Genomic DNA, 25,203 nt, shown 5'->3' on the forward strand with positions numbered 1-25,203 from the left:
CTGTCCGCCGCGGCGGACAGGGCAAGCGCTTCGCGCCCGCGCAGGGTCTCGGCCTCGCTTGCGGCCTCGCCCGCGTTTTTCGACAGCTCCTCCGCCTGCTTCAAAAGCTCGGAGAGCGCCGTTTCGACTTCGTTTTTGCTCTGTTCCAGCTCTTCGATACGCGCGCGCTGCTGCGCAATCTGCGCATCCATCGATCCCACGCGGTCAGACTGGCTTCTGAGTTCCTCCTCCACGCGCGCGATGTTCTCTTCGTTGTGCGCGATGCCCGTTTGCAGCACCGCGACGGCAGATTCCTGCTCTTTAACCTGCGCGTCGAGCTCCGAGAGCTGCGCGCGCTTTTCCTCCTGCGCGATGTCGTTCTCGTGGATGCGCGCGGAGAACTGCTCGGACGCAGCGTACAGCGCCTCTAAGTCCGCGTTCGCCTTTTTGAGCTCCTCGCGCGCGAGCGACAGGTCGGTGTCGAGCTTGATGGCGTTCGTCTTGAGCGTTTCCAGATTTTCAAGCCACACGGAAATTTCCAAAAGGCGCAGTTCGTCGCGGTAGATAAGATACTGCTTCGCCGTCTCTGCCTGCGCACGCAGGGGTTCGACCTGCAATTCCAGCTCGGCGATCTTGTCGTTGATGCGCACTAAGTTTTCTTCCGTGCGCTCCAATTTACGTTCCGTCTCCTCCTTGCGGTAGCGGAAGCGCGAAATGCCCGCCGCCTCTTCAAAGATCTCGCGGCGGTCGCCGCTCTTCTGCGAGAGTATTTCGTCGATGCGGCCCTGACCGATGATGGAATAGCCCTCGCGGCCCATGCCGGTGTCCATGAACAGCTCGTTCACATCGCGCAGGCGCACGGACTGCTTGTTGATATAGTATTCCGATTCGCCGCTGCGGTAGTACCGGCGCGTGACGGCGACCTCGGTCTCCTCCATGCTGGGGAAGATGTGCTCGGTGTTGTCGAGCACGAGCGTCACCTGCGCAAAGCCCATCTGATTGCGCGTTTCCGTGCCGCCGAAGATGACGTCCTCCATCTTCGCGCCGCGCAGCGACTTGCTCGACTGCTCGCCCATGACCCAGCGGATGGCGTCCGAAATATTCGATTTACCGCTTCCGTTCGGCCCGACGATGGCGGTGATGTCCTCACCGAAGTTGAGCACCGTCTTGTCCGGGAAGCTCTTGAACCCTTGGATCTCCAATGCCTTTAAGTACACGAGCGATATCCTCCTTGGAAAAAGGCGTCATCCCCCACGATAAGGGTATAATGACACATTTTGACTAATACTATATACCATTTTTCCGCCGCCTTTTCAAGTGGATTCGATAAACAAAGCGCAAAAAGACGCCCGAAGGCGTCTAAAACTGTCGAAAAACCCCTAACGGGTTTTTCCGACAAACTTTTTCAGTCTGCTGCGCGCACGAATTGTTCGCCTACGGCGAACAATTCGCACACTTGCAGCCTGAGTTGTATTTTCTGTCAGGTACACGCCCCGACAGAAAATGATTTAACTCTATTTGCCGACTTCCGTCGGCAAACTCTGCGAGGCTTTTTTACTTCTTCTTTTCGTCGATCAGCGCATACAGCGCGTCGAGCGCGTCGGAGAGGCTGCCGAGGCGCTGGATGAGGCCGCAGGCCACTGCTTCTTCCCCGTAGAGCACGCTGCCAACATCGGAGGCTAAGTCCTGCGTATCCATCATCAGGCGCAGAAACTCGTCGCGCCCGATGCGTGAGTTTTTCGTCACAAAGCGCACAATGCGCTCCTGCAAGCGCTCAAAATACTGGTACGTCTGGGGCGCGGCGATGATCGTGCCGCTCGTGCGCACGGGATGGATGGTCATCGACGCCGACGGCGCGATCATCGTCACCATCGGCGCGACAGCAAGCGGCACGCCGATGGAGTGTCCCCCGCCGAGCACGAGCGAGACCGTCGGCTTTTTCATCCCCGAGATCAGTTCGGCGATGGCAAGCCCCGCCTCCACATCGCCGCCGGCGGTGTTGAGCAGGAACAAAACGCCGTCGATTTCCTTGCTCTCCTCTAAATACGCCAGCAGCGGCAGCACGTGTTCGTATTTTGTCGCCTTCTGCGTGTTCGGCAGCAGCATGTGGCCCTCGATCTGTCCGGCGATCGTCAGGCAGTGGATGGCCGCGCGGCTATTTTTGATGACGACCGAGCCGAAGTCGATGACCGGCTGAATGGGCGGCAGCAGCGGCTCCTGCCCGTTTTTCTCCTCGTCCTGCGAGGGTTTCGTTTCGCTTCTCATGGCAAAGTCCTCCCGAAAGTCATTTCCGGTAGGATTTGCAGAAAGCGGGCAAAGCATACCCTTTGTGCCGTCGGAAATACGAGCCTCAAACCGGGAAGCACTTTAATATCCCCAAGTCATCAGTTTCCATTCCCCGCCATCGCTGCGAGCCAACCACCAGGACCATGTGTATTCCGTGTCCGGCTCCCAAGCTCCGCCGCCCTCTTTCGGAGAGCGAAAGCTGCTGTCGAACATGATGCATTGTGTAAAAACCAGATCGTTGTCATTTGCCTTTTCCAAATCATTCATCCACGAAAGGTTCTTTTCATCCGTGCAGACGTCATCTGACGAATATGAAATGCTATGTAATTCGCAGCCTTCCCACGAACCGATCATCTCTTCGATCACCTTTATCGCATCATCCATATCCTGTTCTGTGTAGACAGCCGAATCGCCATAATCGACCGTTATGTTTGACGTTTCCTTGCTGCCGCATCCAGCCAGCAGGGCAAAAAGCACTACGCAAATAACCGATAAGCTGTATTTTTTCATCTTATGGCCTCCATATCTCTCATTTTTCTATATTTTTATACTGCTTATTTTACCAGAAAGCATTGTCTGAATCCAGCAAAAAAGCGCCCGAGGGCGTTTTCCTCGGGCGCTTACAGCTTTTTATTTGTACGTCAGCAAATCTTCCACGCTCTTGCGCTTCGGCGCGGCGGGCTCCTCATCGGGATAGCCAAGACCGATAACACAGCTGACCTTCTGATTCTCCGGCAGGTTCAAAAGTCTCGTGATCTTCTCTTCGTCGAAGTAGCCCGTGATGACCGTGCCGACGCCGCGCTCCCACGCGGCAAGACAAAATGTCTGCGCGGCGATGCCCGCGTCGAACATCTCAAAGCCCGCCTCCTTCGGCGTCGAGAACGAGCCGTCGCGCTCGTAGCCCGAGCGGCCAGTCACATAGGTAAGCACCATAACGGCGGGGCAGTTTTTGAGCGTCTTCTCGTTCAGCTTGAAATCAAGCACCATCTCCTCCGCCATTTTGTCGATCGTCGTGCGGTCCTCGACGAGCACATAGCGCGCGATCTGCGTATTCTTCCACGAGGGGGCGTAGGCCGCGTCGGCGACGATCTGCTCGATGACCTCGTGCGGGACGGGTTTTTGCTGGTACTTACGGATGCTTCTTCTGCTTCTGATGGCCTGTATCGTTTCCATATTCGTTTCTCCTTTGCTGACGGTCTGATAAAATGCCGATCCATGGCGTTTCTTTGGCGTTTATCATAACAGAAGCGTGTGCAAAAATCCAGTGGAAAAACAGCCGGTTCTGCCGATTCATCTTATTGCAGGCCCGTCAGCGGATTTTCCTGGCAAAATCCGTCGGTCAAACTATAGGACATGCCAAGCGTTCCAAACGGGAAATAGTGAACCGTATAATAAGCCCGTCCCGCTGAAAACTGCTCGATGGAAATGTAAATCGGCAGCAAGGGCACTTTCTTTGAGTAAACTCCCACCGACTGCGCGCGGATCTCAGCGACATACTCCTCCGGCACCTCGCACCTGCGTGAAACAAAAGGATGGGAAGAAATGCAGGCCAATATCATACCGAACAGGGCTACGATCAGCAGTGCGATCATCGCTTTTTTGTGTCTCTTCATGTTCTGTCACACCCCTGTGCGTTCCTCTGCTTTCTGCCTCTTCTCCATACGATGATTGCATGGATGATGAGGGACGCGACCGATATCGCGACGATCAGAGAGTGGGATGTAAACAGCTTGCAGTACCATTCCATCGGGTCTAACCTCGACAGCTTTGCCGTCAAATAAGAAGAAATAAAGCTCAGTATATTTCCGATAAAAATGATCGGAACGTTGTCTGTTTTCAGCGCGCACCGGTACAAAATCACAAAGCTGACGATCATCACGCCGTAATACAGCATCGTCCCCGAAGTAATATCACCCTTCACAGAGAAAAACGCAAACGGTACGCAATACGCGGTGAGCAGCAGCGCTCTGATGAGCCACGATTTTTTCATAAAGCCCTCCCATTTTTCTCTCAAAATCTCTCTTTTGTCATCATATCAGACCTTTTGCGCAAAGTCTACCATAGAAAAAACCGCCCGAAAGTTTCCCTTCGGGCGGTCCCTGCATTCACTTTTCTTTCCCGTAGAAGAACAGCGCGACCGTTCCCGGACCGACGTGGGCGCCGGTGACGGGCTCGTAGACCACGTTCAGGCATTCGCCGGTGAAGCCCCTCTCGCGCAGCAACGCGATGAGCGCCTGCGCGCCCTCTTCATTGTCTGCGTGGGCGATGCCGAGCATCTCACTCTTGTCGAGCGCGCGGCCGTCGTAATAATTCGCAAGCTCCTGATACGCGCGCTTCATGCCGCGCACCTTGCCGCAGGAGATGATGTGCCCCGTCTCGTCACCGCACAAAATCGGCTTGATGCTCAGCACCGTGCCGATCAGTGCCGTCGCGCTCGAAATGCGGCCGCCGCGCTTTAAGTACGCAAGGTCATCGACCGTGAAAAACTGGCACATATGCGGTCTTCTCGCGAGCAAATGCGCCTTGATCTCGTCTAAGCTCTTCCCCTCTTCGATCATGCGCGTGGCTTCGAGCACCTGTAACCCCTCGCCAAGGGAGGCAGCGTAGGTGTCGATCGTGACGATCTTCCGCGCGGGGTATTTTTCCGTCAGCTCGCCCGCGGCGATGACCGCGGCCTGCGCCGTGCCGCTGATGCCGCCGGACATGCCGACATAGAGCACATCGTCGCCCTGCGAGAGCGCACGTTCAAAGTAGTTCGCCATCAGGGCGGGATTGACCATCGACGTTTTGACGACCGCGCCGCGGCGCATCGCGCCGTAGAACGCCGCGCCGTCGAAATCCGCGTCATCGGGATAGTCCGTCTCCTTTCCATCCACCGTGTAGGAAAACGGCACGACGGTGATGTGGTGTTGTTTCGTCAGCGCGACCGGCAGGTTCGCGGACGTATCGGTGAATAACTGGAGCATGACTCTCTTCCCTTCCTGATCCTTTGGCATTTTGACAGCTTATCACGCCGCGCTCGCTTATGCAAGCAAAAGCGCAGGAAACTTTACACTTTGTTCACCATTGCATGATTCTGGACAGAAAACTCCCTCCCATTTGTGGGAGAGCGTTTTCGAAATCGCAGAATGTTTTCTTATGCCTGTTCGAAGATGGCCTTCATGCACTTGTAGGTCATGTAGCAGTCGAGCTTGGCGACCGTTTCATACGGTGCGTGCATCGAGAGCACGGGCACACCCGCGTCGAGCGTGTCGATGTTGCGCTGGGCCATGAACTTGGCGACCGTACCGCCGCCGCCGGCGTCGGTCTTGCCCATCTCGGCCATCTGCCAGAAGACACCGTTGTCATTCATCAGCTTGCGTACCTTGCCAACGACCTCAGCGCTTGCGTCGCTCGCGCCGCCCTTGCCGCCGGAGCCGGTATACTTGCACAGCGCCACGCCGTAATTGACGAAGGCGGAGTTGCGCTTGTCGTACACGTCGGCAAAGTTCGGGTCGTAGGCCGCCGTCACATCTGCGCTCAGGCAGAAGGAGTTGGCAAAGCAGTCAGAAAGCGCGACGCCCTGCGTGCGGCACATGTCGCCCATGAACCACTCAAACGCCTGAGACAGCATACCGGACACGCCCTCGGAGCCGATCTCCTCCTTGTCCGCGAAGATGCAGACCGCGGTCTTCTTCGGGGACACAGCGTCAAAAATACCTGCAAGCTCTGCATACGCGCAGACACGGTCGTCGTGACCGTAGGACGCGATGAAGCTGCGGTCAAAGCCGATGTCGCGCGCCTTGCCGGCGGGGACGACTTCGAGCTCGGCGGAGATGAAGTCCTCCTCCGTAATGCCGTACTGCGCGTTCAAATACTGGAGAACGCCGAGCTTGAAACGGTCAGAGCAGTCCTTATCTTCAAACGGCTTTCCGCCGAGCAGCACGTTCAAGCTCTCGCTCGGGATGGCCTCGTTGAGCGGCTTTTTGCCCTGCTCGCGGCCAAGGTGCGGTAAAAGGTCGTTGATGATGAACTGGGGATCGTCCTCCTTGCCGCCGACGTGAACGTCGACCTTCGAGCCGTCGCGCAGCACGACCACGCCGTGCAGCTCAAGGGGGATCGTCACCCACTGGTACTTGCGGATGCCGCCGTAGTGGTGGGTCTTGAAGTAGGCCATCTCGGCCTCCTCGTAAAGCGGGCGGGGCTTTAAGTCGAGGCGCGGGGAGTCGGTATGCGCCGCGCCGATGTTCGCGCCGTGGCTCAAGTCCTCGCTGCCGATGACAGCGAGCATGATGCCCTTGCCGCGGTTATTGAAGTAGACCTTGTCGCCGGCGCTCAGCTTCATACCCGCTTCGTAGGCCTTGAAGCCCTTCTTTTCCGCCAGCTCGATGCAGTACTCCACGCAAAGGCGCTCGGTCTTGCCGTTGTTGAGGAACTTCTTGTAGTCCTCGCAATAGGCCTCCATCGCTTTTTCATCCTCTGCGCTCAGGCGGTCATAGCCATTCTTGGGGGCGTAGAGCAGTTTTTCAGCGAGCTTGTTCTTTTCACTCATCTCTCAGTTTCCTCCTTCAAATTGTTGATGATCGTGTTGATATAGACCTCTGCCGCGTGTTCCGCCTTTTCAGCGGTCGGCAGATCGTTCACAAATTCATAATCGCACTGCGCGCGGAAATAGTCCGCGTCCTTCTGTGCCGCAATGCGCGACCTTGCATACTCCTCGGTGATGCTGTCGCGCGCCATGATGCGCTTGACCCGCACCTCTTCAGGCGCCGTTACGGCGACGGTCGCGTCGCAGATCGCGCCAAGGCCGCTCTCGATGAGCTTGATAGCATCGAGGCCGATGATCTCCGCGTTCGTCGCCGCCATTTTCTGCGCCAGCGCGCGCGGGATGCGCTCATGCACGATGGCGTCGAGCTCGGCGAGCTTTTTTCTGTCCTTGAAGACGATCAGGCCGATGGCATGGACGTCCACGCTGCCGTCCTGCCGAAAAATGACATCGCCGAACGCCTCGCGCAGCGCGCGCAGCAGCGGCTCGTCATCTTTTAACATCTCGTGATAGACCGCGTCGCAGTCGAGCACGCATGCGCCCTTTCTTTCAAGCGCGCGCAGAAGGCTCGTCTTCCCCGCGCCCGTGCCGCCGGTGATGCCGATGACGATCTTGCCGTCGTCCGCGTCCTCCACATGGAAGCCCGCGGCCTTTTTGAGGCGGTTGCCGATGGCAAGGCCAAGGCCTTTACTGTCCGGACACTGTGCCCAGATCTCGCCCACATTCGTCTCGTCGAACGTCCGCAGCGCGTCGAAGACGTGCTGCGCCTGCGCGCGCTTATCGTCGCTCGCACCGAGGGGGTGGACGATGTGCCCGTCGAAGAGCCGCGTGAACTCGTCAAAGCAGATGATGCCGGACTTCTCGCCCGCGTGTGTGAGCAGATAACGTGCGCTCGCCTTCGCCCCGCCGGTCACGACCGTGACGGGGGCCTTAGGCGCATAGTGGCGGTACTTCATGCCCGGGGCGCGCGGCTTTTCGCCGTCATTCATCTTCTGCGTCACGGCCTTGTCGACCGTCACCTCGCCCAGCGCATCGCGCAGGCTCTCGAGCGGCAGTCCGCCCGGGCGCAACAGCTGCGGCGGCGTGACCGTCAGGTCGATGATCGTCGACTCCACGCCCACCTGACAGGGGCCGCCGTCGACGATGCCGTCGATTTTCCCCCACATATCCTCGCGCACATGCTCCGCCGTTGTGCAGCTGGGGCGGCCCGAGGTGTTGGCGCTCGGCGCGGCGACCGGCACGCCGGATGCTTCGATGATGGCGCGCGTGACCGCATGGTCGGGACATCTCATGCCGACGGTCTCGAGCCCGCCCGTCGTGCGCAGCGGCACGCAGGGCTTTTTTTTCAGGATCATCGTCAGCGGGCCGGGCCAGAAGCGCTCGGCCAGCTTGTAGGCCGCGTCCGGTACATCCTCGCAGTAGCGCGTGAGCCAGCTTGCGTCGGGAATATGCAGGATAAGGGGGTTGTCCTGCGGGCGGCCCTTGGCCTCGAAAATGTGCAGCACGGCGGTCTCGTCAAGGCCGTTTGCGCCAAGGCCGTAGACCGTCTCCGTCGGGATGGCCAGAAGCCCGCCGCGGCGCAGAATGTCCGCCGCCTGCGCGATGCTCTCTTTATCCTCCACCGTGCGGAGGGTAAACCATTTTGTCTCCAATGTTCTCTCTTCTTTCTTAAGCCTCGGTGCTCTCGCGCAGCTTTTCGGCCTGCTCCTGCATCGTGAGCGCGTCTATGATGGGGTCTAAATCGCCGTTCATCACGGTGTCGATGTTGAAATTCTTGTTCTCGCCCGTCAGGCGGTGGTCAGTCACGCGGTTTTGCGGGAAGTTATAGGTGCGGATGCGCTCGTTGCGCATGCCGCTGCCGACCTGCGCGCGGCGCTCGCTCGTGATCGCACCCTCCACGCGCTCGCGCTCAGCCTCGTAGAGCTTGCTCGCGAGCATCGCCATACACTTGGCGCGGTTCTGGAGCTGGGAGCGCTCCTCCTGACACGAAACGACGGTGCCCGTCGGCTTATGGATGAGGCGCACGGCGGAGCTCGTCTTGTTGACGTGCTGGCCACCCGCACCGGAAGCGCGGTAGACCTGCATCTCAATGTCTTCAGGCCGGAGGTCGACGTCGACCTCCTCCATCTCCGGCAGCACCGCGACCGTCGCGGTCGAGGTGTGCACGCGCCCGCCGGACTCCGTCTCCGGCACGCGCTGGACGCGGTGGACGCCGGATTCAAACTTGAATCTCGAATACGCCCCATCGCCGCTGACGATAAAGTCAGCTTCCTTAACACCGCCCAACTCCGTATCGTTGTAGTTGAGCAGCTCCACGCGGTACCCCCGCTTTTCCGCGTACATCGCATACATGCGGTAGAGGTCGGCGGCAAAAAGCGCGCTCTCCTCCCCGCCCACGCCGCCGCGGATCTCGACGATGACGTTTTTGTCGTCGTTCGGGTCGCGCGGCAGGAGCAGCACGCGCAGCTCGTCAAAAAGGCGCTCTTTTTCCGCCTTGGCAGTGTTCAATTCCTCCTGCGCCATGTCCTTGAGCTCGGGGTCGGATACAAGCTCCAGCGCCTGCACGATGTCGTCCTCGCACTTCTGGTACGCGCGGTAGGTCTCCACCACGGCGGAAAGCTCCTTCTGCTCGCGCGTGAGCGCGCGCAGCTTCTTTGGGTCAGCGTAAATTTCCGGCACTTCGAGCAGCTCGCCGATCTCGTCATAGCGGCGCGCGAGCTGTTTGAGCTTTTCCCACATCAGGCCTTGTCCTCCGCAATGAAGTCAGAGCAGGCCTTGACGAACTGGTCTCGCCAGAAGTGGTAGCCCGCGGAATCGGGGCAGAGCGAGACCTCCGCCACGTGCGGCGTCTGCAAATAGAGGTCCATCTGGCGGAAGACGTCCTTATAGTCCTGCTCGCTCTTGTGCGTGATGAGATACGCCGCGTTCTGGATCTCATAGCCGCGGCGCTTCAAAAAGCCGCGAATCACGCTCGAACAGCGGCCCGCCCACACGGGCGTGCCGAGGATGACGAGCTTGTAGTCCGACAGCGGCTTCTGGCATTTCGGGCGCGAAACCGCACTCGTGCGCTTGTGCATCGCGTCAAAGCAGCAGCGAAGGTAGCCCATCGTGCCGCTGCGATCGACCTTGTCGCGAATTTCGAAACATTCGCAGTCCAGCGCCTCGGCGACCTCCTCCATGGCTTTTTTCGTGTTTCCCGTGCGGGAATAGTAAAGGCATAAAATGTTATCGTTCATACTCAGTTTCCTCTCAGCAGGAGCCAACCGGTGGCAAAGGCCTCCCGCACATAGTAGTTGAGCTGTAAGGCATCGTAATAGGCGCTGCGCGGCAGCGTCGCCGCCACGCCGCAGGCCGCATCTGTTCCGGCGATGCGCCCCGCCCTAAAAATATGGTAGTCGTTCGTGACAAAGGCGAACGTGTCGCCCGCATCAAGCCCCAGCTCCGCCATGATCTCTTCGCTGTAAGCAAAGTTCTCCTGCGTACTGGTCGATCGATCCTCGCGGTAGATGCGGCTCTCGTCCACGCCGTGGGCGATGAGCCAGTCGGCCATGCAGTCGGCCTCGGAGATATCCTCCCCCGGCCCCTGACCGCCTGAGCAGATGATGGGGATGTCCGGCTTGTCCGCGATGAAGTCAAGCGCCGCCTGCAGCCGCGACGAGAGCATCAGCGACGGCGTCGTGCCGTTCACGCCCGCGCCCAAAATAACCACGCACTGCGCGTCTTCCGCGCGCCCGTCCGTGTGCGCGCCGCGAATAACGAGCGATTCAAGATACCCGAATGCGACAAGGCCTAGGCACACGAGCGCGAGCAGAACGCGTTTTCCCCACTTCGCCCATGCATGCTCTTTGTACTGCTCGAGCATCGCAAAGACGATCAAAAGCGCCGTCAGGCACCAGAACAGGAGTCCTGCAAAGCGCACGCCGGGGACAGCCCGGCACGCCGCGCCGAGCACGGCACAGGCTGCTGCCGCCGTCCACAGTCTTTTCTGTCTCTTCATGGTGTGTTCCTCATTCGCCCGCCTGTTCGGCGAGCGTTTCCCACTTTTCCATCAGCTCGCCGAGCTTCTGCTCGGCGGCTTCCTTCTCCTTGTAGATTTCACTGTAACGCTCGTAGTCGCCGCCCGCTTCTTCAAGGCGCTGCTCGATCTCGGCAATGGCGGTCTCCTGCGCGGAAATTTCCTTTTCACAGATGGTGAGCTGCCGCCGCGCCTGCTGGGCAGAGCGGTTCGGCTTCGGTTTTTCTGTAACCGTCTTTTCCTTTACAGCCTTTGGCGTGTGGTCGATCTTGTTCTGTGCCTCCAGCGCCTTGACCTGCCGGTAACGCGCAAAGCCCATCGGATAGTCGGTGATGACGCCGCCCTCCAGCTCCCACACGCGCGTTGCAAAGCGGTTGATGAAATAGCGGTCGTGGCTCACGAACAGGAGCGTCCCGTCGTAGCTCTCCACCGCCTCTTCGATCCACTCGCGCGACGCGATATCGAGGTGATTCGTCGGCTCGTCGAGAATAAGCAGGTTCACTTCCTCATCCATCAGGATGCAGAGCTTGAGGCGCGAAAGCTCACCGCCCGAGAGCACGCTGACACTCTTAAAAACGTCCTCGCCCGTGAAGTGGAACGCGGCCAGGCGGTTGCGCGCGCTCTGCGGCGTGATGTTGCGCTTAGAGTAGAGCATCGTGTCGACCAAGTTTCGTTCCGGCACGTCGAATTCGACGATCTGCGGCAGGTACGCGATGCGCACCGACGGGCCGAACTTGATCTTGCCCTCGTCGGGATATTCCTCTTCCATCAGCATCTTGATGAGCGTCGACTTGCCCGTGCCGTTGTCGCCGATGAGCGCGATGCGCTCGCCGCCGCGCACCTGTAAATCCACGTCGTGGAACAGCACGCGGTCGCCAAAGCTCTTTTTAAGCTTTTTGAGCGCAAACACCTCGTCGCCGTAGAATTCCTGCGACTTGAACTGCGCACTCAGCGCCCGCTCCTTCGTCGGCTTGTCCGTCGTGCGCATGCGCTCGATGCGCTTTTCCATCGACAGCGCGCGGCGGTACGTCTTGTCCATGCCCTTGAAGGCGAACATGCGCAGCTGCTCGGCGCTCTTTTCGAGCTGAGCGATCTTGGCCTGCTCCTTTTCGTATTGACGCATCTTTTCCAAATAGCGGCGCTCTTTTTCCACCGCGTAGAAGCTGTAGTTGCCGCTGTAAAACTCCGCCTTGCCGTCGAGCACCTCGATGACGCGCGTGATGGTACGGTCCAAAAAGTAGCGGTCATGCGAGATGGCAACGACCGTGCCCTTAAACGTTGACAAATACTGCTCCAGCCATTCGATGGCGTGCAGGTCCAGATGGTTCGTCGGCTCGTCGAGAAGCAGGATATCCGTATCCTCCAAAATGAGGCGGCCGAGGTTCACGCGCGTCTTTTCACCGCCCGAGAGTGTGTCGAACAACCGCTCGCGCATCTCCGGCGGGATGGAGAGGCCGTTGGCAACCTTGTTGATGGGCGTCTCGGTGTCGTAGCCGCCGAGACCCTCAAACTTGGCCGAAAGCTCGCCGTAGCGGCGCAGCGTCTCTTCGCTCTCGTCGCCGCTTGCCATCTGCTGGGAGAGGGCGTTCATCTCGTCCTCCATCCTCTGCATGCGCGAAAACGCGCTCTTGAGCACATCCTCGACCGTGTAGCCCTCGGGATACACAGGAATTTGTGAGATTAGGCCCAGCCTGCGGCCCGAGGCGATGCTCACCTCGCCCGCGTCGTAGTCGAGCTCGCCCGTCAGGATACGGAAGAGCGTCGTCTTGCCCGCGCCGTTTTTGCCGAGAAGGCCCACGCGCTCGCCCGTGTCGATCTGAAAGGTGATACCGTCCAGTATTTTCTTTTCGAGGTCAAAGGACTTGATGAGTCCCGTAACACTGATGTCGATCATGCTTTGGTCAGTTCCTCTACGATCTTCTCAAAGTGCATGGAGTGCGAGGCCTTGACGAGCATCGCCGTCTCCGCCGTGAACGCCGCCTTGACGGCGCCCATCGCCTCGTCCACGCTCCCGAACCACTGCGCAGAGGGGTTCCCTTCTGTAAAGTATTTTGCCCGTGCACCGATTGCGATGACAGTGTCGATGCCGAGCTCTTGGGTGAGTTCTCCGATTTCCTTATGCGCACGCTCGGTGAGCTCTCCGAGCTCCGCCATATCGCCGATGACGGCGACCTTTTTGCCGCCGCTCGCGCCCAATACGCGCAGCGACGCCGCCATCGACTGCGGACCCGCGTTGTAGCAGTCGTCGAGCAGGCGGCGGTTTTCAGAGAACGTGATGACGTGCATGCGTGAGCCCGCGGGCTCGTAGGCCGCAACGCCGCGCTCGATCTCCTCTTTGGTCTCGCCAAGGTATTCACCGATGGCCGCGGCCATCGCCGCGGAGTAGACCATGTGCTTTCCCGGCACGGGGATGGAGAGCGCGTAACGCTCCTTTGCCGTCGTCACGACGCAGCGAATGCCGTCGATGCCAAGGTCTTCGACCTCGCTGACGCGGACATCGCAGTGCTCGGACAGGCCGCAGCGCAACGTTTTCTGCGGCAGAGAGACGGTGTTCAAAAGCTCGTCGTCGCCGTTTAAGACGGCGAGGCCGTCTTTTTTGAGGTTTTCAAAGATCTCGCACTTGGCCTTCAGAATGTTCTCGCGCGATCCGAGGTATTCAATGTGCATGTCGCCGACGTTCGTGATGACGGCGATATCGGGCTTCACCATCTCGCCAAGATACCGGATCTGCCCCGCGCGGTCCATGCCCGTCTCGATCACCGCCGCCTGATGCGCGCGGGAGAGGCCCAGCAACGTCTGCGGCGTGCCGATCTCGTTATTATAGTTGGCCGCGGTCTTGAGCGTATGGAACTTCACGCCCAGTACCGAGGCGATCATTTCCTTTGTTGTCGTCTTGCCGACGCTGCCCGTCACCTGCACAAAGGGGATCGAAAACTGCGCACGGTACCACGCGGCCAAGTCCTTGAGCGCAAGCAGCGTGTCAGACACCTTGATGTAAAACTTTCCGGGCAGCAGCGTTTCCGGCACGCGGGCGCACAGACAGCCCTCCGCGCCCGCGGAAATCGCCTTTTCGATATAGTCATGCCCGTCGAAGCGCTCGCCGACGAGCGGCACGAAAACTTCGCCCGCTTTGACGGTGCGGCTGTCTGTGTTCACGCCGAGGATTTGCGCTGTCTCATCTCCCTGCAAGAGCTCGCCGTGCACCGCCGCGAGCAGCTCCTTTACCGTGATGGCCTCCATTTACAGCCCTCTTTTCTGCTTCAGCGACTCTTCGACGATCTTTTCACACAGTTCCTCGTAGCCGATGCCGACCGCCGCCGCCTCCTGCGGAAGAAGGCTCGTCTTCGTCATGCCGGGCAGCGTGTTGATCTCGAGGAAGTACGGCGTGCCGTCCGGCGTGACGATGAAGTCCGCGCGGGAGTAGACGCTCAGGCCGATCAGGCGGTAGACCGTCTCGGTCGCGGTGCGCACGCGCATCTCCCAGTCCTCGGGGATTGGCGAGGGGCAGATCTCCTCCGCCGCGCCGGCCTGATACTTGTTCGCGTAGTCATAAAAGCCCGTCTTCGGGATAATTTCGATGGAGGGCAGTGCCTTGCCCGCGATGATACCAACCTGGATCTCGCGGCCGGAGATGTACTGTTCGAGCACGACCTGCGCGCCGAACTGTAAGCACTCTTCAAGCGCTTTTTTGAGCTCCGCGCCCGTATGCGCGATGGAGACGCCGACAGACGAGCCGTTGGCGACCGGCTTGACGACGCAAGGGAGCTTCGTTTCCGACACAAGGCGCGCGATGTCGCCCTCCGTGTAGCGCACGGTGCGCCACTGCGGCGTGATGACATATTCCGACACAAGACGCTTCGTCAGGTCCTTATCCATCGCGATGGCGCTCGAGAGGTAGCCTGCGCCGGTGTACGGAATGCCGAGCAGGTCGAACGCGGCCTGCACGCGGCCATCCTCGCCGCAGGTGCCGTGCAGCGCCAGAAATACGACGTCCGCCTTGGCGCACACATCGAGCACGCCGGGACCGAAAAGGCTCTTGCTCTGGTCCTTGCGGCTCGCGCGCACAGCGGCGAGGTCGGGCTTCGCCTCGGCGACGGAATAGTCGCCGCAGAAGCCGTCCGGTGCGTCGAAAACATCTTCGAGCTTACCGTCGTAGTCCTCAAAGCCCATGAACATATCCACCAGAATGGCCTGATGTCCGCGCGCTCTCAGCGCGCGGCATATCTTGTTGCCACTCGAGAGCGACACATTGCGCTCCATACTCAGCCCACCTGCTAAAACAACGATACGCATACCGTTTTCCTCCTTATTTTTGAAAGGGACGTCGCCGCCCCCGTTTATCCATACTATACTAATTTATACTTTACCACAGCTTTTTCCCAAATACAAGCAAAAGAGAGCGGCGTGAAAACCGCTCTCTTTTGTTCGCTTTTCTCACTTTTTGCCCTTAGCCGAAAATGCCGGAGAGCAGTCCGCCCTTTCCCGCGCGTCCGTCCTTGAGCGTCATCGCCGCGCTGAGGATCTCTGCCGCCTGCGCACGTGTCACGCCCGAGCGCATCTCGTCAGTGGAAAAACGCCCACTCTCGATCACGCTGACGGACTGCAAATTCGCCACCGCCTGTGCGCACCAGGCGTTGTCCGCGTCCTGCACGTCGTAGTCCGAGAGGTCCACGTCCGTCACGCGAAGCAGCCGGTTCAGCACGACCGCGGCCTCATTGAGCGTAATGGCGTCATTTGCGCGAAAGGCAACGCCCTCCGCCGTGCTGACGCCGGACACAACGCCCGCGTTCAGCGCGCTCACGGCGTAGCCCTTCGCCCAGGTCGGGATGCTCGCATCGTCGCAGAAGCCGGTCATCTGCACATCCTCCTCGCTCACGTCCATTGCCGCGAGCGCCATCGCGACAAATTCACCGCGCGAGAGCGTGCGCTCGGGCTCAAAGAAATAGCTGTCCCCGATCTTTGCGCCCACAAACACGCCGTGCTCGGCAAGATCGACCGCCGCCGTGTGCGCGCGATCACCGCCCATGTCGGCGTAGCAGACGCCGCTATTCGCCTTTTCAATCGTGATGCTCACCGTCGCGGGCAGCGAGGTGTTGCCGTAGGCATCGATTGCCGTGTAGGTGAAGCTGTCCGTCCCCAGCTTGCCGCCCGGCGTGTAGACAAAGCCGAGGCCGTCCTCCGTCAGCGCGACCGTGCCCTTTTTCGGCTCCTGCGTGATGGCAAACGTCACCTCGTCGCCCTCGTTGTCCACCGCGCGGAATTCACCCTCATACGCGACGCCGCGATAGACCTTGATCTCCATGTTCTCCGCCACTGGCGCGCCGTCGGCGGCCTTGACCTCCTCCTTGCTCTTGCCGAACAGCGCCGATGCGCTCTGCGCCGGCACGAGGGTGAGCAGCAGCAGCGCCATCACAAACGGCAGCGCGCGCCACATCTCTTTTCGCTTTTCCATATTGAAATGCTCTCCTTCCAAATAAAACTTGCGGAGTTATTGTTTACCGCGCGGTGAAAAGTATGCAAAATTGCATGTTTTGCAGCACGACAGCGCTGCGTGGAAATTGCAGCGCCGCAAGTGCTGCACGTGATGCGACGCCCGTCCAAAAGAAAGGCGTTTCCCATTGCAGGCGAGCAGCTCGAAGAACTGCAATGCTTGCCGATTGTACTACCATGCGCGCGGCGTTGCCGCGTTAGCATTGCTATACGACTTGCCTCTGCTCCTATTATCCGCTGCCGCTCTGCTGATCTTGTAGGAGTGCAGCCTAATCGCCGTCTACCGATGGTGCGCATATCGCGGCGAGCACAGCAATGCCGCCTTGGCTGGCAACAACAGAATTGATAAAATCCAAAGTAGACGGAAATTGCGTAAGACCTCCGACACGCAGGCAAAGCGACAGCGAAGATAGAAGAAAGTAAAATCGTTTAGATACATCATCAAGCAGGCACCTGATTGCGCAGCGCGTGCAGTTCTTCAAGCTGCAATCTGACAATACAAAGTCTTTCTCTTGGGGTTCCAAAGGGGATATTCTCTTTTGCGAAAGAGAATATCCCCTTTGACCCGTGCAGCGCCTTTGGCGCTGCTTCCTCGCGGCACACGTGCCGCGACTCACTTTGCACCTGAGCAAAACCGCACAGAGAATTTTCCAAAAACCTATTGACTTTTTCAAAGTCAGAAGTTATACTTGAACAGCCGCTTTGAATGGGCTTAAAGTTTCGGAAAGTTTCGAGACTTTTCGAACGCCCCCGACAGCGAGTCCGTAATTAAGGAAAGAGGTGCAAGTAATGCAAGCGATCATCGTTACCGGCGGTAAGCAGTATGTTGTGAACGAGGGCGACACCCTGTTCATTGAGAAGCTCCCCGTTGAGGCGGGCGACGCCGTTACCTTCGATCAGGTTTTGGCGATCGTTGACGGCGAAAACACCAAGTTCGGCACTCCCGTGGTGGAGGGCGCGAAGGTGGAGGCCACTGTCGTTAAGAACGGCAAGGGCAAGAAGGTCCGTGTCTACAAGTACAAGGCCAAGAAGGGCTATCACAAGCGTCAGGGTCATCGTCAGCCTTATACCAAGGTTGAGATCGGCAAGATCTCCGTCTAAGGCATGACCACTGTTACATTCCTCACTGAGGGGAAGCGCATCATCGGTTTTGATGCTAAGGGCCACAGCGGTTACAGCGAAGAGGGCAGCGATATCGTCTGCGCGGCAGTCACAAGTGCGGTCCGCCTTGTGGAAAGCACCGTGAACGATGTTTTAGGCCTCGCCGCTTCCGTCAAGGTCCATGAACGCTCCGGCGCTGTGGAATTCCGGCTCCCCGGCGGTCTGTCCGCCACGAACGAGAACACCTGTCAGGCTCTTTTAACGGGTTTGATGCTGCTCTTTTCCGAGCTGCACAGCGAATATCCGGACAATATCGAAGTCATGGAGGCGTAAGCCCCCTGTTCCGATCATCTTACAGAAAGGATGGCAAATCACCATGCTGAACATCGGTCTTCAGTTTTTCGCCCACAAGAAGGGCGGCGGCTCCACGAAGAACGGCCGCGACTCTAACGCCAAGCGCCTTGGCCCCAAGCGCGCTGACGGTCAGTTCGTTCTCGCCGGCAACATTCTTGTGCGCCAGCGCGGCACCCACATCCATCCGGGCGTCAACGTCGGTATCGGCTCTGACGATACTCTCTACGCCAAGGAGAGCGGCGTGCTCCGTTTTGAGCGTCTCGGCAAGGATCGTAAGCAGGCTTCTGTTTACCCCGCTGAGTAATTGCACAATGAAGAGCCTCGAGCGAATGCTCGGGGCTCTTTTCTTTATCTTTTCCGCAGGAGGTCACTTTTCATGCTCAAGGCAGTTTTGATGGATATCGACGACACGCTGCTCGACTTCGGCAAATGCGCCGAGCAGGCCATGCGCATCGGCTTTGCCGAATGGGGTCTCCTCTATGACGATTCCACTTACGCGACGTTCACGCGCATCAATGACGGCCTCTGGCTCATGATCGAGCGCGGCGAGCTCACAACGCAGCAGCTTTTTGAATTCCGCTGGAACCGCATCTTCGAGGCCCTCGGCATCCAGGCCGACGGCGCCGCGTTTGAAAAGCGGTTTTTGGACCTCCTCTACGAGACGGCCATCCCAGTCGACGGCGCGGACGAGATCTGCCGCTACCTCAAGGAAAAATATATCCTCTGCGCGGCGAGCAACGCCTTCCACGACCAGCAGCTCAACCGACTTGAAATGGCGGGACTTCTCCCCTATTTTGACCATGTGTTCGTTTCAGAGTCACTCGGCTACCGCAAGCCCGAAAAGGCGTTTTTCGATGCCTGCCGCGCTTTTCTTCCCGATGTTGCCGCGGACGAGTGCATGATGATTGGCGACTCGCTGACCGCCGACATCACCGGCGGCAAAAACGCGGGCATGAAAACGATCTGGTACAACCACACGCACCGCCCCGTTCCGGAGCGCTGCGAGGCCGACCAGATCGTCGATTCGCTGCTCAAATTAAAGAACCTGCTGTAATTTAAGAGATCGCTTCCGCGCCGACGGTGTATTCCCAGCCATTATCGCCGCGGGAGGCCGTACACTTCGTAAAGTAATACGCGCCGAGCGGCGAGCGCCACTTTTCAGCGCTGAAGCAGACCACCGGCAGCGAAAAGCTCTCCCCCTCCGCGCTCTCATCGGGCGTGATGGTGAAGAGCAGACCGTTCGTGAACGAATAAGCCGTGCTGCCGCCCTCCAGCTTTTCGCCCATGAGGTACCCCTCCTCGCGCAACTCGTCAAACGTCATCGTCAGGCCCTGCACGCCGTGCTTCTGCGCATAGATGTAGGCGACCGCCGCCTTTTCGCCCGCGGTCAGCCCGCCGGGTGCCTTGCTCAGATCGACGCTCACGACCTCCGCGCCGCCGTTGAGCCCGTCGTCCTCGTTCCACAGGTCCTCAAGCACCTGCAAGTAGAGGCCGCAGAGGTCATACTGCGCACTCTCCTCACGCGAGAGCGACACGGCCACCACCTGTGAAAACTTCGCAGGATATGTCTCCTGCACGCCGCCGGTGTACCAGACCTCGGCGCTCATGCCGCTTTCGATCTCGGAAGCGGACACACTGCCGCCGTCTAAGTACAGCGTCACGCCTTCGAGCGGCAGGGCGTAGACCTCCGTCTCTCCCGCTAAAATGAGCGTACCGTTTTCACCGTCGCCCACGACGCGCAGCGTCATCGTGTCCGCGCCGACGTACTGCGGCTCAGGATTGGGCGTGTCATTTTCGTCTTCGTTATCGCGCCCGCCCTTCGTGCAGGCCAAAAGTGCCGCCGTTACGGCGACGACCATCATCAATGCAAGCAGTCTTTTCAAGGTTTCCGCTTCCTTTCCCGTTGTGTCTTTTCCTTTGACGAAAGGGAGCACAAAAAAGTTCCCAACTTTTTTCGATTTTTTCTTTTTTGTGAAACGTTCCGTTTTTCTTGACGAATCGCCAAAAAACGGATAAACTATTTGTTTAGGAATAACAAGAATTCAAGGAGGTGCCAACATGGCAGCATCTTTTATTGATAAGGCGCGCATCTTCTGCCGCGCGGGCAAGGGCGGCAATGGCGCGGTGGCGTTCCACCGCGAAAAGTACGTCTCCGCAGGCGGCCCCGACGGCGGAGACGGCGGCAACGGCGGCAACATCGTCCTCGTTGTCGACGACAACATGTCCACGCTGATGGACTTTCGCTACAAGCGCAAATACGTCGCCGACAACGGCATGGACGGTCAGGGCGCGCGCAAGTTCGGCAAGCAGGGCAAGGATCTCACGATCCGCGTGCCGCGCGGCACCGTCGTGCGCGACGCGGAATCGAACGAGATCATCAAGGATATGTCCGACTCCGAGCCGTTCATCCTCTGCCGCGGCGGCAAGGGCGGCTGGGGCAACGCGCATTTCGCAACGCCGACGCGTCAGGCGCCCCGTTTTGCCAAATCGGGCCTTGAGGGCGAGGAGCACGATGTCGTGCTCGAGCTGAAGCTGCTGGCCGACGTCGGCCTCATCGGCTTCCCGAATGTCGGCAAGTCGACGCTTCTTTCCGTTGTGTCGAAGGCGCGCCCCAAGATTGCAAACTACCACTTCACCACGCTCTACCCCAACCTCGGCGTCGTGTACGTCGACGAGGGCGTTTCGTTCGTCATGGCCGACATCCCCGGCATCATCGAGGGCGCAGCCGAGGGCGCGGGCCTTGGTCACGACTTCCTGCGCCATATCGACCGCTGCCGTCTGCTCGTTCATGTCGTCGACGTGTCGGGCAGCGAGGGCCGCGACCCGGTCGAGGACTTTGACGCCATCAACGCAGAGCTCTCGCAGTATTCCCCCGACCTTGCCACCCGCCCGCAGATCGTCGTCGCGAACAAGACCGACATCATGGAGGACGAGAGCCTGCTCGAAAAGCTGCGCGCGCATGTCGAGCCGCTCGGCTATCCCCTCTTCGCCCTGTCCGCCGCGTCGCACACCGGCACGCGCGAGCTCGTGCTCAAGATCGCCGAAAAGCTCTCCACACTCCCGCCCGTCACGGTCTACGAGCCCGAGTACGTTCCCAAGCCCGTGAAGATCGACGCGAGCGAGCCGCTCAAGATCACCATCGAGGACAACACCTACATTATCGAGGGCAAGTGGCTTGAACGCCTTATGAGCAACATCAACTTCGGTGACTACGAGAGCCGGATGTTCTTTGATAAGATGCTGCGAGAAAACGGCGTTTTCCAGCAGCTTGAGGACCTTGGCATCAAGGACGGCGACATCGTCAGCATGTACGAGCTCGAATTCGAGTATCAGCACTAATTTCTTTCGGGAGATGATCTCATGTCCATCAGCCTGTGCGAGGACTGCGTTTATTACAGCTACGATGAAGAGTCCGACAGCTACTACTGTGACGAGCAACTCGATGAGGACGAGATGGCGTCGTTCCTGCGCGGCAAGCTGACCGCCTGTCCGTTCTACCATCCGGGCCAAAGCGACTACTACCTCGCGGGAAAGCAATAAAAATCGCAAAAAGGGAGCACGCGCAAGCGTGCTCCCTTTTTCTGTCAGTCTCGATCAAAATGTGATGCGCATCTGGTGCCAGACAACGCCGCCGTGCACGGACTTGTCTGTCACGCCCTCGTCGACAAAGCAGAACTTCGCGTAGTAGTCGACGAGCCGCTGTTTGCAGGTCAGGACTGCACCCTTTCTCCCCTGCTTTCTCGCATCCTCAACGGCACGGTGGAGCAGTTCGCCCGCGCAGCCGTTTTTCCGGTACTCCGGCAAGGTGTTCAGACCGAAGAGCATCTGCCACGCACCATTTTCGTCGTGCATGGATGCTTTCGCGTACATTTCGTCGGTCAGGTCGGGCTCGTCCGTCACAAAGCCGTCAAGAAACGCGATGAGCTTGTCGCCCTCGAACATCAGCCAGAAGTGGTCGCCGTAATATTTGATTCGCTCGGCGAATTCCTCTTTTGTCGCTGCCTCGGCCACGGGAAAGCACTCGGCTTCCACTGCCGCGACCGCGTCCAGATCGTTCATCGTTGCTGTTCTGATCTCCATGGTTCTGCCCTCTCTATTTAGTCCCACTTTTCACGGCTGAGCTCGCGCATGTAGCCAGCCGTAATGATACCGGTGGGCAGCGCAACGATGGCGATTCCCATGAACGACGACGTCATGCTCACGATGCGGCCGATCTCGCTCGTCGGATAGATGTCGCCATAGCCGACGGTCGTCAGCGTGACGACCGCCCAGTAGATGGCGTCGAAAAACGTGTCAAAGCTGTCGGGCTCCACCTGAAACATGATGAGCGCCGACAGCGCGATATACCCGCCCGCCAGCACGCACACTGCCGCGAGCGCTCGTTTCTCGCGCTTGATGACATTCAAAATAAGTTCAAAGCTGTGCGAGTAGCGCAGGAATTTGAGCGCCTTGAGCGCTTTGTTGAGGCGGAAAAGCCTAAACAGCTTGAACCCCGACGACAGCATCGTCAGCGACGGCAGGATGGACAGCAGGTCTACAATACCGAAAAAGCTGAACGGATAGCGCAAAAACGCCCATTTCCCGCTCTTTTCGTACTTTAGGTCCGCCGTCCACCAGCGCAGCAGATAGTCCACGATGAACACCGTGACCGTTGCGCGGTCGAGCCATATAAACAGCGCATTCGTCTCCTTGAAGCACAGCGGCACAATACTCGCCGCGATGCACACGAGCATGAAGCGGTCGTAAATGAGACTGTCGCGGTCGTCCTTGTCCGCGACCTCGATGACCTCGTAGATTTTTCTTCGCAAACTCATGCCGTCACTCCCTTGCGCCGGGCAGAAAGCGCTGCTCGACCTCTTCCGCGCTCATCTGCCCGCCGGAGAGCTCCGTGAGCGCGGCGGAAAAGTCCGCCACCTTCTGCACAGGCAGAAGAAACGTGAGCGTCACGGCCGCGCCGTAGTCGCTCGACTCGATCCTGCCCTCGTGTCCCTCGATCAGCAGCTTTATGCGCTCGAACATCGGGTACGGGCATTCGAGCAGCAGCACGGAAAACGGCTGCATCCGCGCCTTGCCCGCATTGTCAAGTGCGTCCTTCGCCGCCTTGGCGTAGGCGCGCGTCAGCCCGCCCGCGCCAAGCAGAATCCCGCCGAAGTAGCGCGTGACAATGCACACCACATTCTCCACACCCTCGCGCTGGAAGACGTTCAGCATCGGCTGGCCTGCCGTGCCCTGCGGCTCGCCATCGTCGCCGTAGCGAACGGTGCCGTCGTGCAGGATGAAGCACCAGCAATTGTGGCGCGCGTCGTAGTATTTCTTTTTCATCTCGTCGATGCGCGCGCGGGCCTCCGCCTCGGTCTCCACAAGGAAAACGTGGCTGATGAAGCGCGAGCGCTTTTCTTCAAACTCGCTCTCCGCGCTCTCGTATGGGACAAGGTACTCTGTCATGGTTTCAATGTTCCTTTCAGCGGGTTTTCTCCCACTTTTCTTTCGTAAGGGCGTAAAAAAGCGTCGGCCGCAGCGCATCGTCCACAAGCGCCGGCCTTTCACAGGTCAGCTGTAAAGAAAAGCCACACTTTTCGATCACGCGCTTTGACTTTTCATTGCCGGCATAGTGCGAACACCAGACCCGCTGTGCGCCTTTATCCTCAAAGCAGTACCTCAACAGCTCTCGCACGGCTTCGGGGATAAGCCCCTGACCCCAGAACGGGCGGCCGATCCAATAGCCGATTTCCGGCTCACTCCCGATTTCTGGCGCTTCCGTCGGAAACACGCCGATGGAGCCGACAGGCTCGTCTGGCCGTTCCTTCAAAATGACTGCAAACGTGTCCGGCTCCGAGAGGACGGTTCGGATGATCTCGCGGGAGTTCTCCACGCTCGTATGCGCCGGCCAGCCTGCGGCGGGGCCGACAAACGGATCCCTCGCGTATCGATAGCAGCTCTCCGCGTCGCTCTCGCACCACGGACGCAGGAGAAGGCGCGTCGTTTCAAACGTCATTCCTCCCAGTCCTCCTTCGGCTCGCGGTAGCCCTCGATATAGTCCTTGACCTGGCCGATGACGCGCGGCACGCAGGTGGCCACGATGTCGATGGTCTCGCCATATTCGACGGATTCGACCTTCGCCTCGCGGTAGAGCATATCGAGAAGCCCGCCCTTGTCATAGGGCAGGTGGATCGTCACGCGGCGCGTTCCCTTGTCGAGGAGCTTATCGATGCGCGCAAGCAGCTCATCGATCCCCTCGCCCGTCTTGGCGCTGATGTTGACGCTGTCCTCTCCGTGCGGGCGGATATCGCCGAAGTAGAGGTCGGACTTGTTGTAAACGCGCAGGCAGGGAATTTGCTGCGCGCCGAGCTCTTCGATCAGCTCGTCCACGATCTGCGCCTGCTCGAGCCAGTGCGGGTCGGAAATGTCGATGACGTGCAGAAGAAGATCGGCGTATTCGAGCTCTTCAAGCGTTGCCTTGAACGCCTCGACCAGCTGGTGCGGCAGCTTTCGAATGAAGCCGACCGTGTCGGAGATCACGACATCCAGCGTGTCGGACACCGTGAGAAGGCGCGTCGTCGTATCCAGCGTGTCAAACAGGCGGTTATTCGCGGGAATGCCCGCGCCGGTCAGCGCGTTCAGGAGCGTTGACTTGCCCGCGTTTGTGTAGCCGACGATGGCGACGGCCGGGATCTCATTCTTGCTGCGGCGGTCGCGCTGCGTCGCGCGCACGCGGCGCACCTCCTCAAGATCGGATTTGAGCTTGTCGATCTTGCGGTGGATGTGGCGGCGGTCGGTCTCAAGCTGGGTTTCGCCGGGGCCCTTCGAGCCGATGGGGCCCTTGCCCGACGTGCCCGCCTGACGCTCCAGATGCGTCCACATACCGATCAGGCGCGGCAGCAGGTATTGATACTGCGCAAGCTCGACCTGAAGCCGGCCCTCTTTTGTCTTCGCCCGCTGGGCGAAGATATCGAGAATGAGGCCGCTGCGATCGAGCACCTGCACGCCGAACTCTTCGCTCAGAACGCGCATCTGCGAGGGCGAGAGGTCATTGTCGAAGATGACCATTGTCGCCTCCTGCGACTTTACCAGCTCGCGGATCTCGTCCACCTTGCCCTCGCCGATGAATGTGTGCGGGTTCGGCGACGGCAGCGTTTGTAAAACCACGCCGACGCTGACGCCGCCCGCCGTTTCGACGAGCGCACCGAGCTCTTCAAGGCTCTCCTCGTCCGCGTTTTCTTTTTTATCGAGCCGCGGCGACGAAAGGCCGACTAAAATCGCCCTGTCGCGCGGCGCGTTGTTCTCTTTCAATTCTTCCATAGATTCTCCTTATCGCGCCGAAATCTGCGCTGTACAAATCATTTTTATTATAGTGTATTTTCCGCCAAAAGAAAAGGCAAAAACGCTTTTCATTGACATTTCCGCCCCTTTCATGTGAAAATAGGGTGGACGCAACCTCAGGTTGACAAAAAGA

Annotated in this window: 28 protein-coding genes; 6 read left to right on the top strand and 22 right to left on the bottom strand. The window is 59.0% G+C overall.

Annotated features, from left to right (window positions below; genetic code table 11):
• The 16 genes from NI20_RS0110655 to NI20_RS0110730 form a co-directional block, all read right to left on the bottom strand.
• Positions 1–1,196: chromosome segregation SMC family protein (locus NI20_RS0110655; protein ID WP_033121389.1), on the bottom strand; the 1,196-nt coding region annotated here is incomplete at its 3' end.
• 337 nt (positions 1,197–1,533) lie between these two features.
• The gene (locus NI20_RS0110660) at positions 1,534–2,244 is read right to left on the bottom strand and encodes a ClpP family protease (RefSeq protein WP_033121390.1); all 711 of its coding nucleotides are present in this window, start codon (positions 2,242–2,244) and stop codon (positions 1,534–1,536) included.
• Between the two features lie 102 nt (positions 2,245–2,346).
• Complete coding sequence (locus tag NI20_RS0110665; RefSeq protein ID WP_033121391.1) at positions 2,347–2,775, bottom strand: hypothetical protein; 429 nt, start codon at positions 2,773–2,775, stop codon at positions 2,347–2,349.
• Between the two features lie 120 nt (positions 2,776–2,895).
• Complete coding sequence (locus NI20_RS0110670; RefSeq protein WP_033121392.1) at positions 2,896–3,438, bottom strand: nitroreductase family protein; 543 nt, start codon at positions 3,436–3,438, stop codon at positions 2,896–2,898.
• 122 nt (positions 3,439–3,560) lie between these two features.
• Entirely contained in the window at positions 3,561–3,878 is a 318-nt protein-coding gene (locus NI20_RS0110675; RefSeq protein ID WP_033121393.1) for a hypothetical protein, read from the bottom strand.
• Positions 3,875–4,255: a hypothetical protein gene (locus NI20_RS0110680; protein WP_033121394.1), complete on the bottom strand. Its 381-nt coding sequence runs from the start codon at positions 4,253–4,255 to the stop codon at positions 3,875–3,877. The genes NI20_RS0110675 and NI20_RS0110680 overlap by 4 nt, the downstream gene beginning before the upstream one ends.
• A gap of 115 nt (positions 4,256–4,370) precedes the next feature.
• Complete coding sequence (locus tag NI20_RS0110685) at positions 4,371–5,231, bottom strand: DegV family protein (RefSeq protein WP_033121395.1); 861 nt, start codon at positions 5,229–5,231, stop codon at positions 4,371–4,373.
• 170 nt (positions 5,232–5,401) lie between these two features.
• Complete coding sequence (locus tag NI20_RS0110690; protein WP_033121396.1) at positions 5,402–6,796, bottom strand: aminopeptidase; 1,395 nt, start codon at positions 6,794–6,796, stop codon at positions 5,402–5,404.
• Positions 6,793–8,442, bottom strand: a complete 1,650-nt coding sequence (locus NI20_RS0110695) for an L-threonylcarbamoyladenylate synthase (protein WP_033121397.1) — start codon at positions 8,440–8,442, stop codon at positions 6,793–6,795. Before NI20_RS0110695 ends, NI20_RS0110690 begins: the two co-directional genes overlap by 4 nt.
• Positions 8,443–8,458: 16 nt before the next feature.
• Positions 8,459–9,529, bottom strand: a complete 1,071-nt coding sequence (prfA, locus tag NI20_RS0110700) for a peptide chain release factor 1 (RefSeq protein ID WP_033121398.1) — start codon at positions 9,527–9,529, stop codon at positions 8,459–8,461.
• Complete coding sequence (locus NI20_RS0110705; RefSeq protein WP_033121399.1) at positions 9,529–10,026, bottom strand: hypothetical protein; 498 nt, start codon at positions 10,024–10,026, stop codon at positions 9,529–9,531. Before NI20_RS0110705 ends, prfA begins: the two co-directional genes overlap by 1 nt.
• Before the next feature lie 2 nt (positions 10,027–10,028).
• A complete protein-coding gene (locus tag NI20_RS14300; RefSeq protein WP_052084602.1) occupies positions 10,029–10,787 on the bottom strand; it encodes a YdcF family protein in 759 nt (252 codons plus the stop codon).
• 10 nt (positions 10,788–10,797) lie between these two features.
• Complete coding sequence (gene abc-f / locus NI20_RS0110715; RefSeq protein ID WP_033121400.1) at positions 10,798–12,699, bottom strand: ribosomal protection-like ABC-F family protein; 1,902 nt, start codon at positions 12,697–12,699, stop codon at positions 10,798–10,800.
• Entirely contained in the window at positions 12,696–14,045 is a 1,350-nt protein-coding gene (murF, locus tag NI20_RS0110720; protein ID WP_033121401.1) for a UDP-N-acetylmuramoyl-tripeptide--D-alanyl-D-alanine ligase, read from the bottom strand. The genes abc-f and murF overlap by 4 nt, the downstream gene beginning before the upstream one ends.
• Entirely contained in the window at positions 14,046–15,098 is a 1,053-nt protein-coding gene (locus tag NI20_RS0110725) for a D-alanine--D-alanine ligase (RefSeq protein WP_033121402.1), read from the bottom strand. It lies immediately after the preceding gene.
• A gap of 154 nt (positions 15,099–15,252) precedes the next feature.
• Entirely contained in the window at positions 15,253–16,257 is a 1,005-nt protein-coding gene (locus NI20_RS0110730; protein WP_242842984.1) for an Ig-like domain-containing protein, read from the bottom strand.
• Positions 16,258–17,084: 827 nt separating this feature from the next.
• On the opposite strand from NI20_RS0110730, the gene rplU reads away from it, so the two are divergent.
• The 4 genes from rplU to NI20_RS0110750 all read left to right on the top strand — a co-directional run bounded on the left by rplU (position 17,085) and on the right by NI20_RS0110750 (position 18,804).
• Positions 17,085–17,396 carry a 50S ribosomal protein L21 gene (rplU, locus tag NI20_RS0110735; RefSeq protein ID WP_033121403.1) on the top strand — a complete coding sequence of 104 codons (312 nt, stop codon included), beginning with the start codon at positions 17,085–17,087 and terminating at the stop codon, positions 17,394–17,396.
• 3 nt (positions 17,397–17,399) lie between these two features.
• Positions 17,400–17,729, top strand: a complete 330-nt coding sequence (locus NI20_RS0110740; protein ID WP_033121404.1) for a ribosomal-processing cysteine protease Prp — start codon at positions 17,400–17,402, stop codon at positions 17,727–17,729.
• Positions 17,730–17,772: 43 nt separating this feature from the next.
• Positions 17,773–18,054: a 50S ribosomal protein L27 gene (gene rpmA / locus NI20_RS0110745; protein ID WP_033121405.1), complete on the top strand. Its 282-nt coding sequence runs from the start codon at positions 17,773–17,775 to the stop codon at positions 18,052–18,054.
• A gap of 72 nt (positions 18,055–18,126) precedes the next feature.
• Entirely contained in the window at positions 18,127–18,804 is a 678-nt protein-coding gene (locus NI20_RS0110750) for a YjjG family noncanonical pyrimidine nucleotidase (RefSeq protein WP_033121406.1), read from the top strand.
• A 1-nt stretch (position 18,805) separates the two neighbouring features.
• Here NI20_RS0110750 and NI20_RS0110755 read toward each other — a convergent pair whose 3' ends face one another.
• Positions 18,806–19,633 (bottom strand): hypothetical protein, encoded by an 828-nt coding sequence (locus tag NI20_RS0110755; RefSeq protein WP_052084603.1) that lies wholly within the window; start codon positions 19,631–19,633, stop codon positions 18,806–18,808.
• A gap of 175 nt (positions 19,634–19,808) precedes the next feature.
• On the opposite strand from NI20_RS0110755, the gene obgE reads away from it, so the two are divergent.
• The gene (gene obgE / locus NI20_RS0110760) at positions 19,809–21,089 is read left to right on the top strand and encodes a GTPase ObgE (RefSeq protein WP_033121407.1); all 1,281 of its coding nucleotides are present in this window, start codon (positions 19,809–19,811) and stop codon (positions 21,087–21,089) included.
• 21 nt (positions 21,090–21,110) lie between these two features.
• Positions 21,111–21,290: a DUF6472 family protein gene (locus NI20_RS0110765; RefSeq protein ID WP_033121408.1), complete on the top strand. Its 180-nt coding sequence runs from the start codon at positions 21,111–21,113 to the stop codon at positions 21,288–21,290.
• A gap of 54 nt (positions 21,291–21,344) precedes the next feature.
• Here NI20_RS0110765 and NI20_RS0110770 read toward each other — a convergent pair whose 3' ends face one another.
• From NI20_RS0110770 to hflX, 5 genes are read right to left on the bottom strand one after another with little or no spacing between them, the layout of a single operon-like run.
• On the bottom strand, positions 21,345–21,830 hold the full coding sequence (locus tag NI20_RS0110770; protein ID WP_033121409.1) for a GNAT family N-acetyltransferase: 486 nt from the start codon (positions 21,828–21,830) through the stop codon (positions 21,345–21,347).
• A 17-nt stretch (positions 21,831–21,847) separates the two neighbouring features.
• Positions 21,848–22,564, bottom strand: coding sequence for an ion transporter (locus tag NI20_RS0110775; protein ID WP_033121410.1), 717 nt, complete (start codon positions 22,562–22,564; stop codon positions 21,848–21,850).
• A 4-nt stretch (positions 22,565–22,568) separates the two neighbouring features.
• Positions 22,569–23,195: a YigZ family protein gene (locus NI20_RS0110780; RefSeq protein WP_033121411.1), complete on the bottom strand. Its 627-nt coding sequence runs from the start codon at positions 23,193–23,195 to the stop codon at positions 22,569–22,571.
• A 16-nt stretch (positions 23,196–23,211) separates the two neighbouring features.
• The gene (locus NI20_RS0110785; protein WP_033121412.1) at positions 23,212–23,745 is read right to left on the bottom strand and encodes a GNAT family N-acetyltransferase; all 534 of its coding nucleotides are present in this window, start codon (positions 23,743–23,745) and stop codon (positions 23,212–23,214) included.
• Positions 23,742–25,049 carry a GTPase HflX gene (gene hflX / locus NI20_RS0110790; protein WP_033121413.1) on the bottom strand — a complete coding sequence of 436 codons (1,308 nt, stop codon included), beginning with the start codon at positions 25,047–25,049 and terminating at the stop codon, positions 23,742–23,744. Before hflX ends, NI20_RS0110785 begins: the two co-directional genes overlap by 4 nt.
• Positions 25,050–25,203 lie beyond the last annotated feature (154 nt).

Origin of the sequence: Oscillibacter sp. ER4 (genome assembly GCF_000765235.1) — a bacterium.
In the GTDB taxonomy this organism is placed as follows: Bacteria; Bacillota; Clostridia; order Oscillospirales; family Oscillospiraceae; genus Hominicoprocola; species Hominicoprocola fusiformis.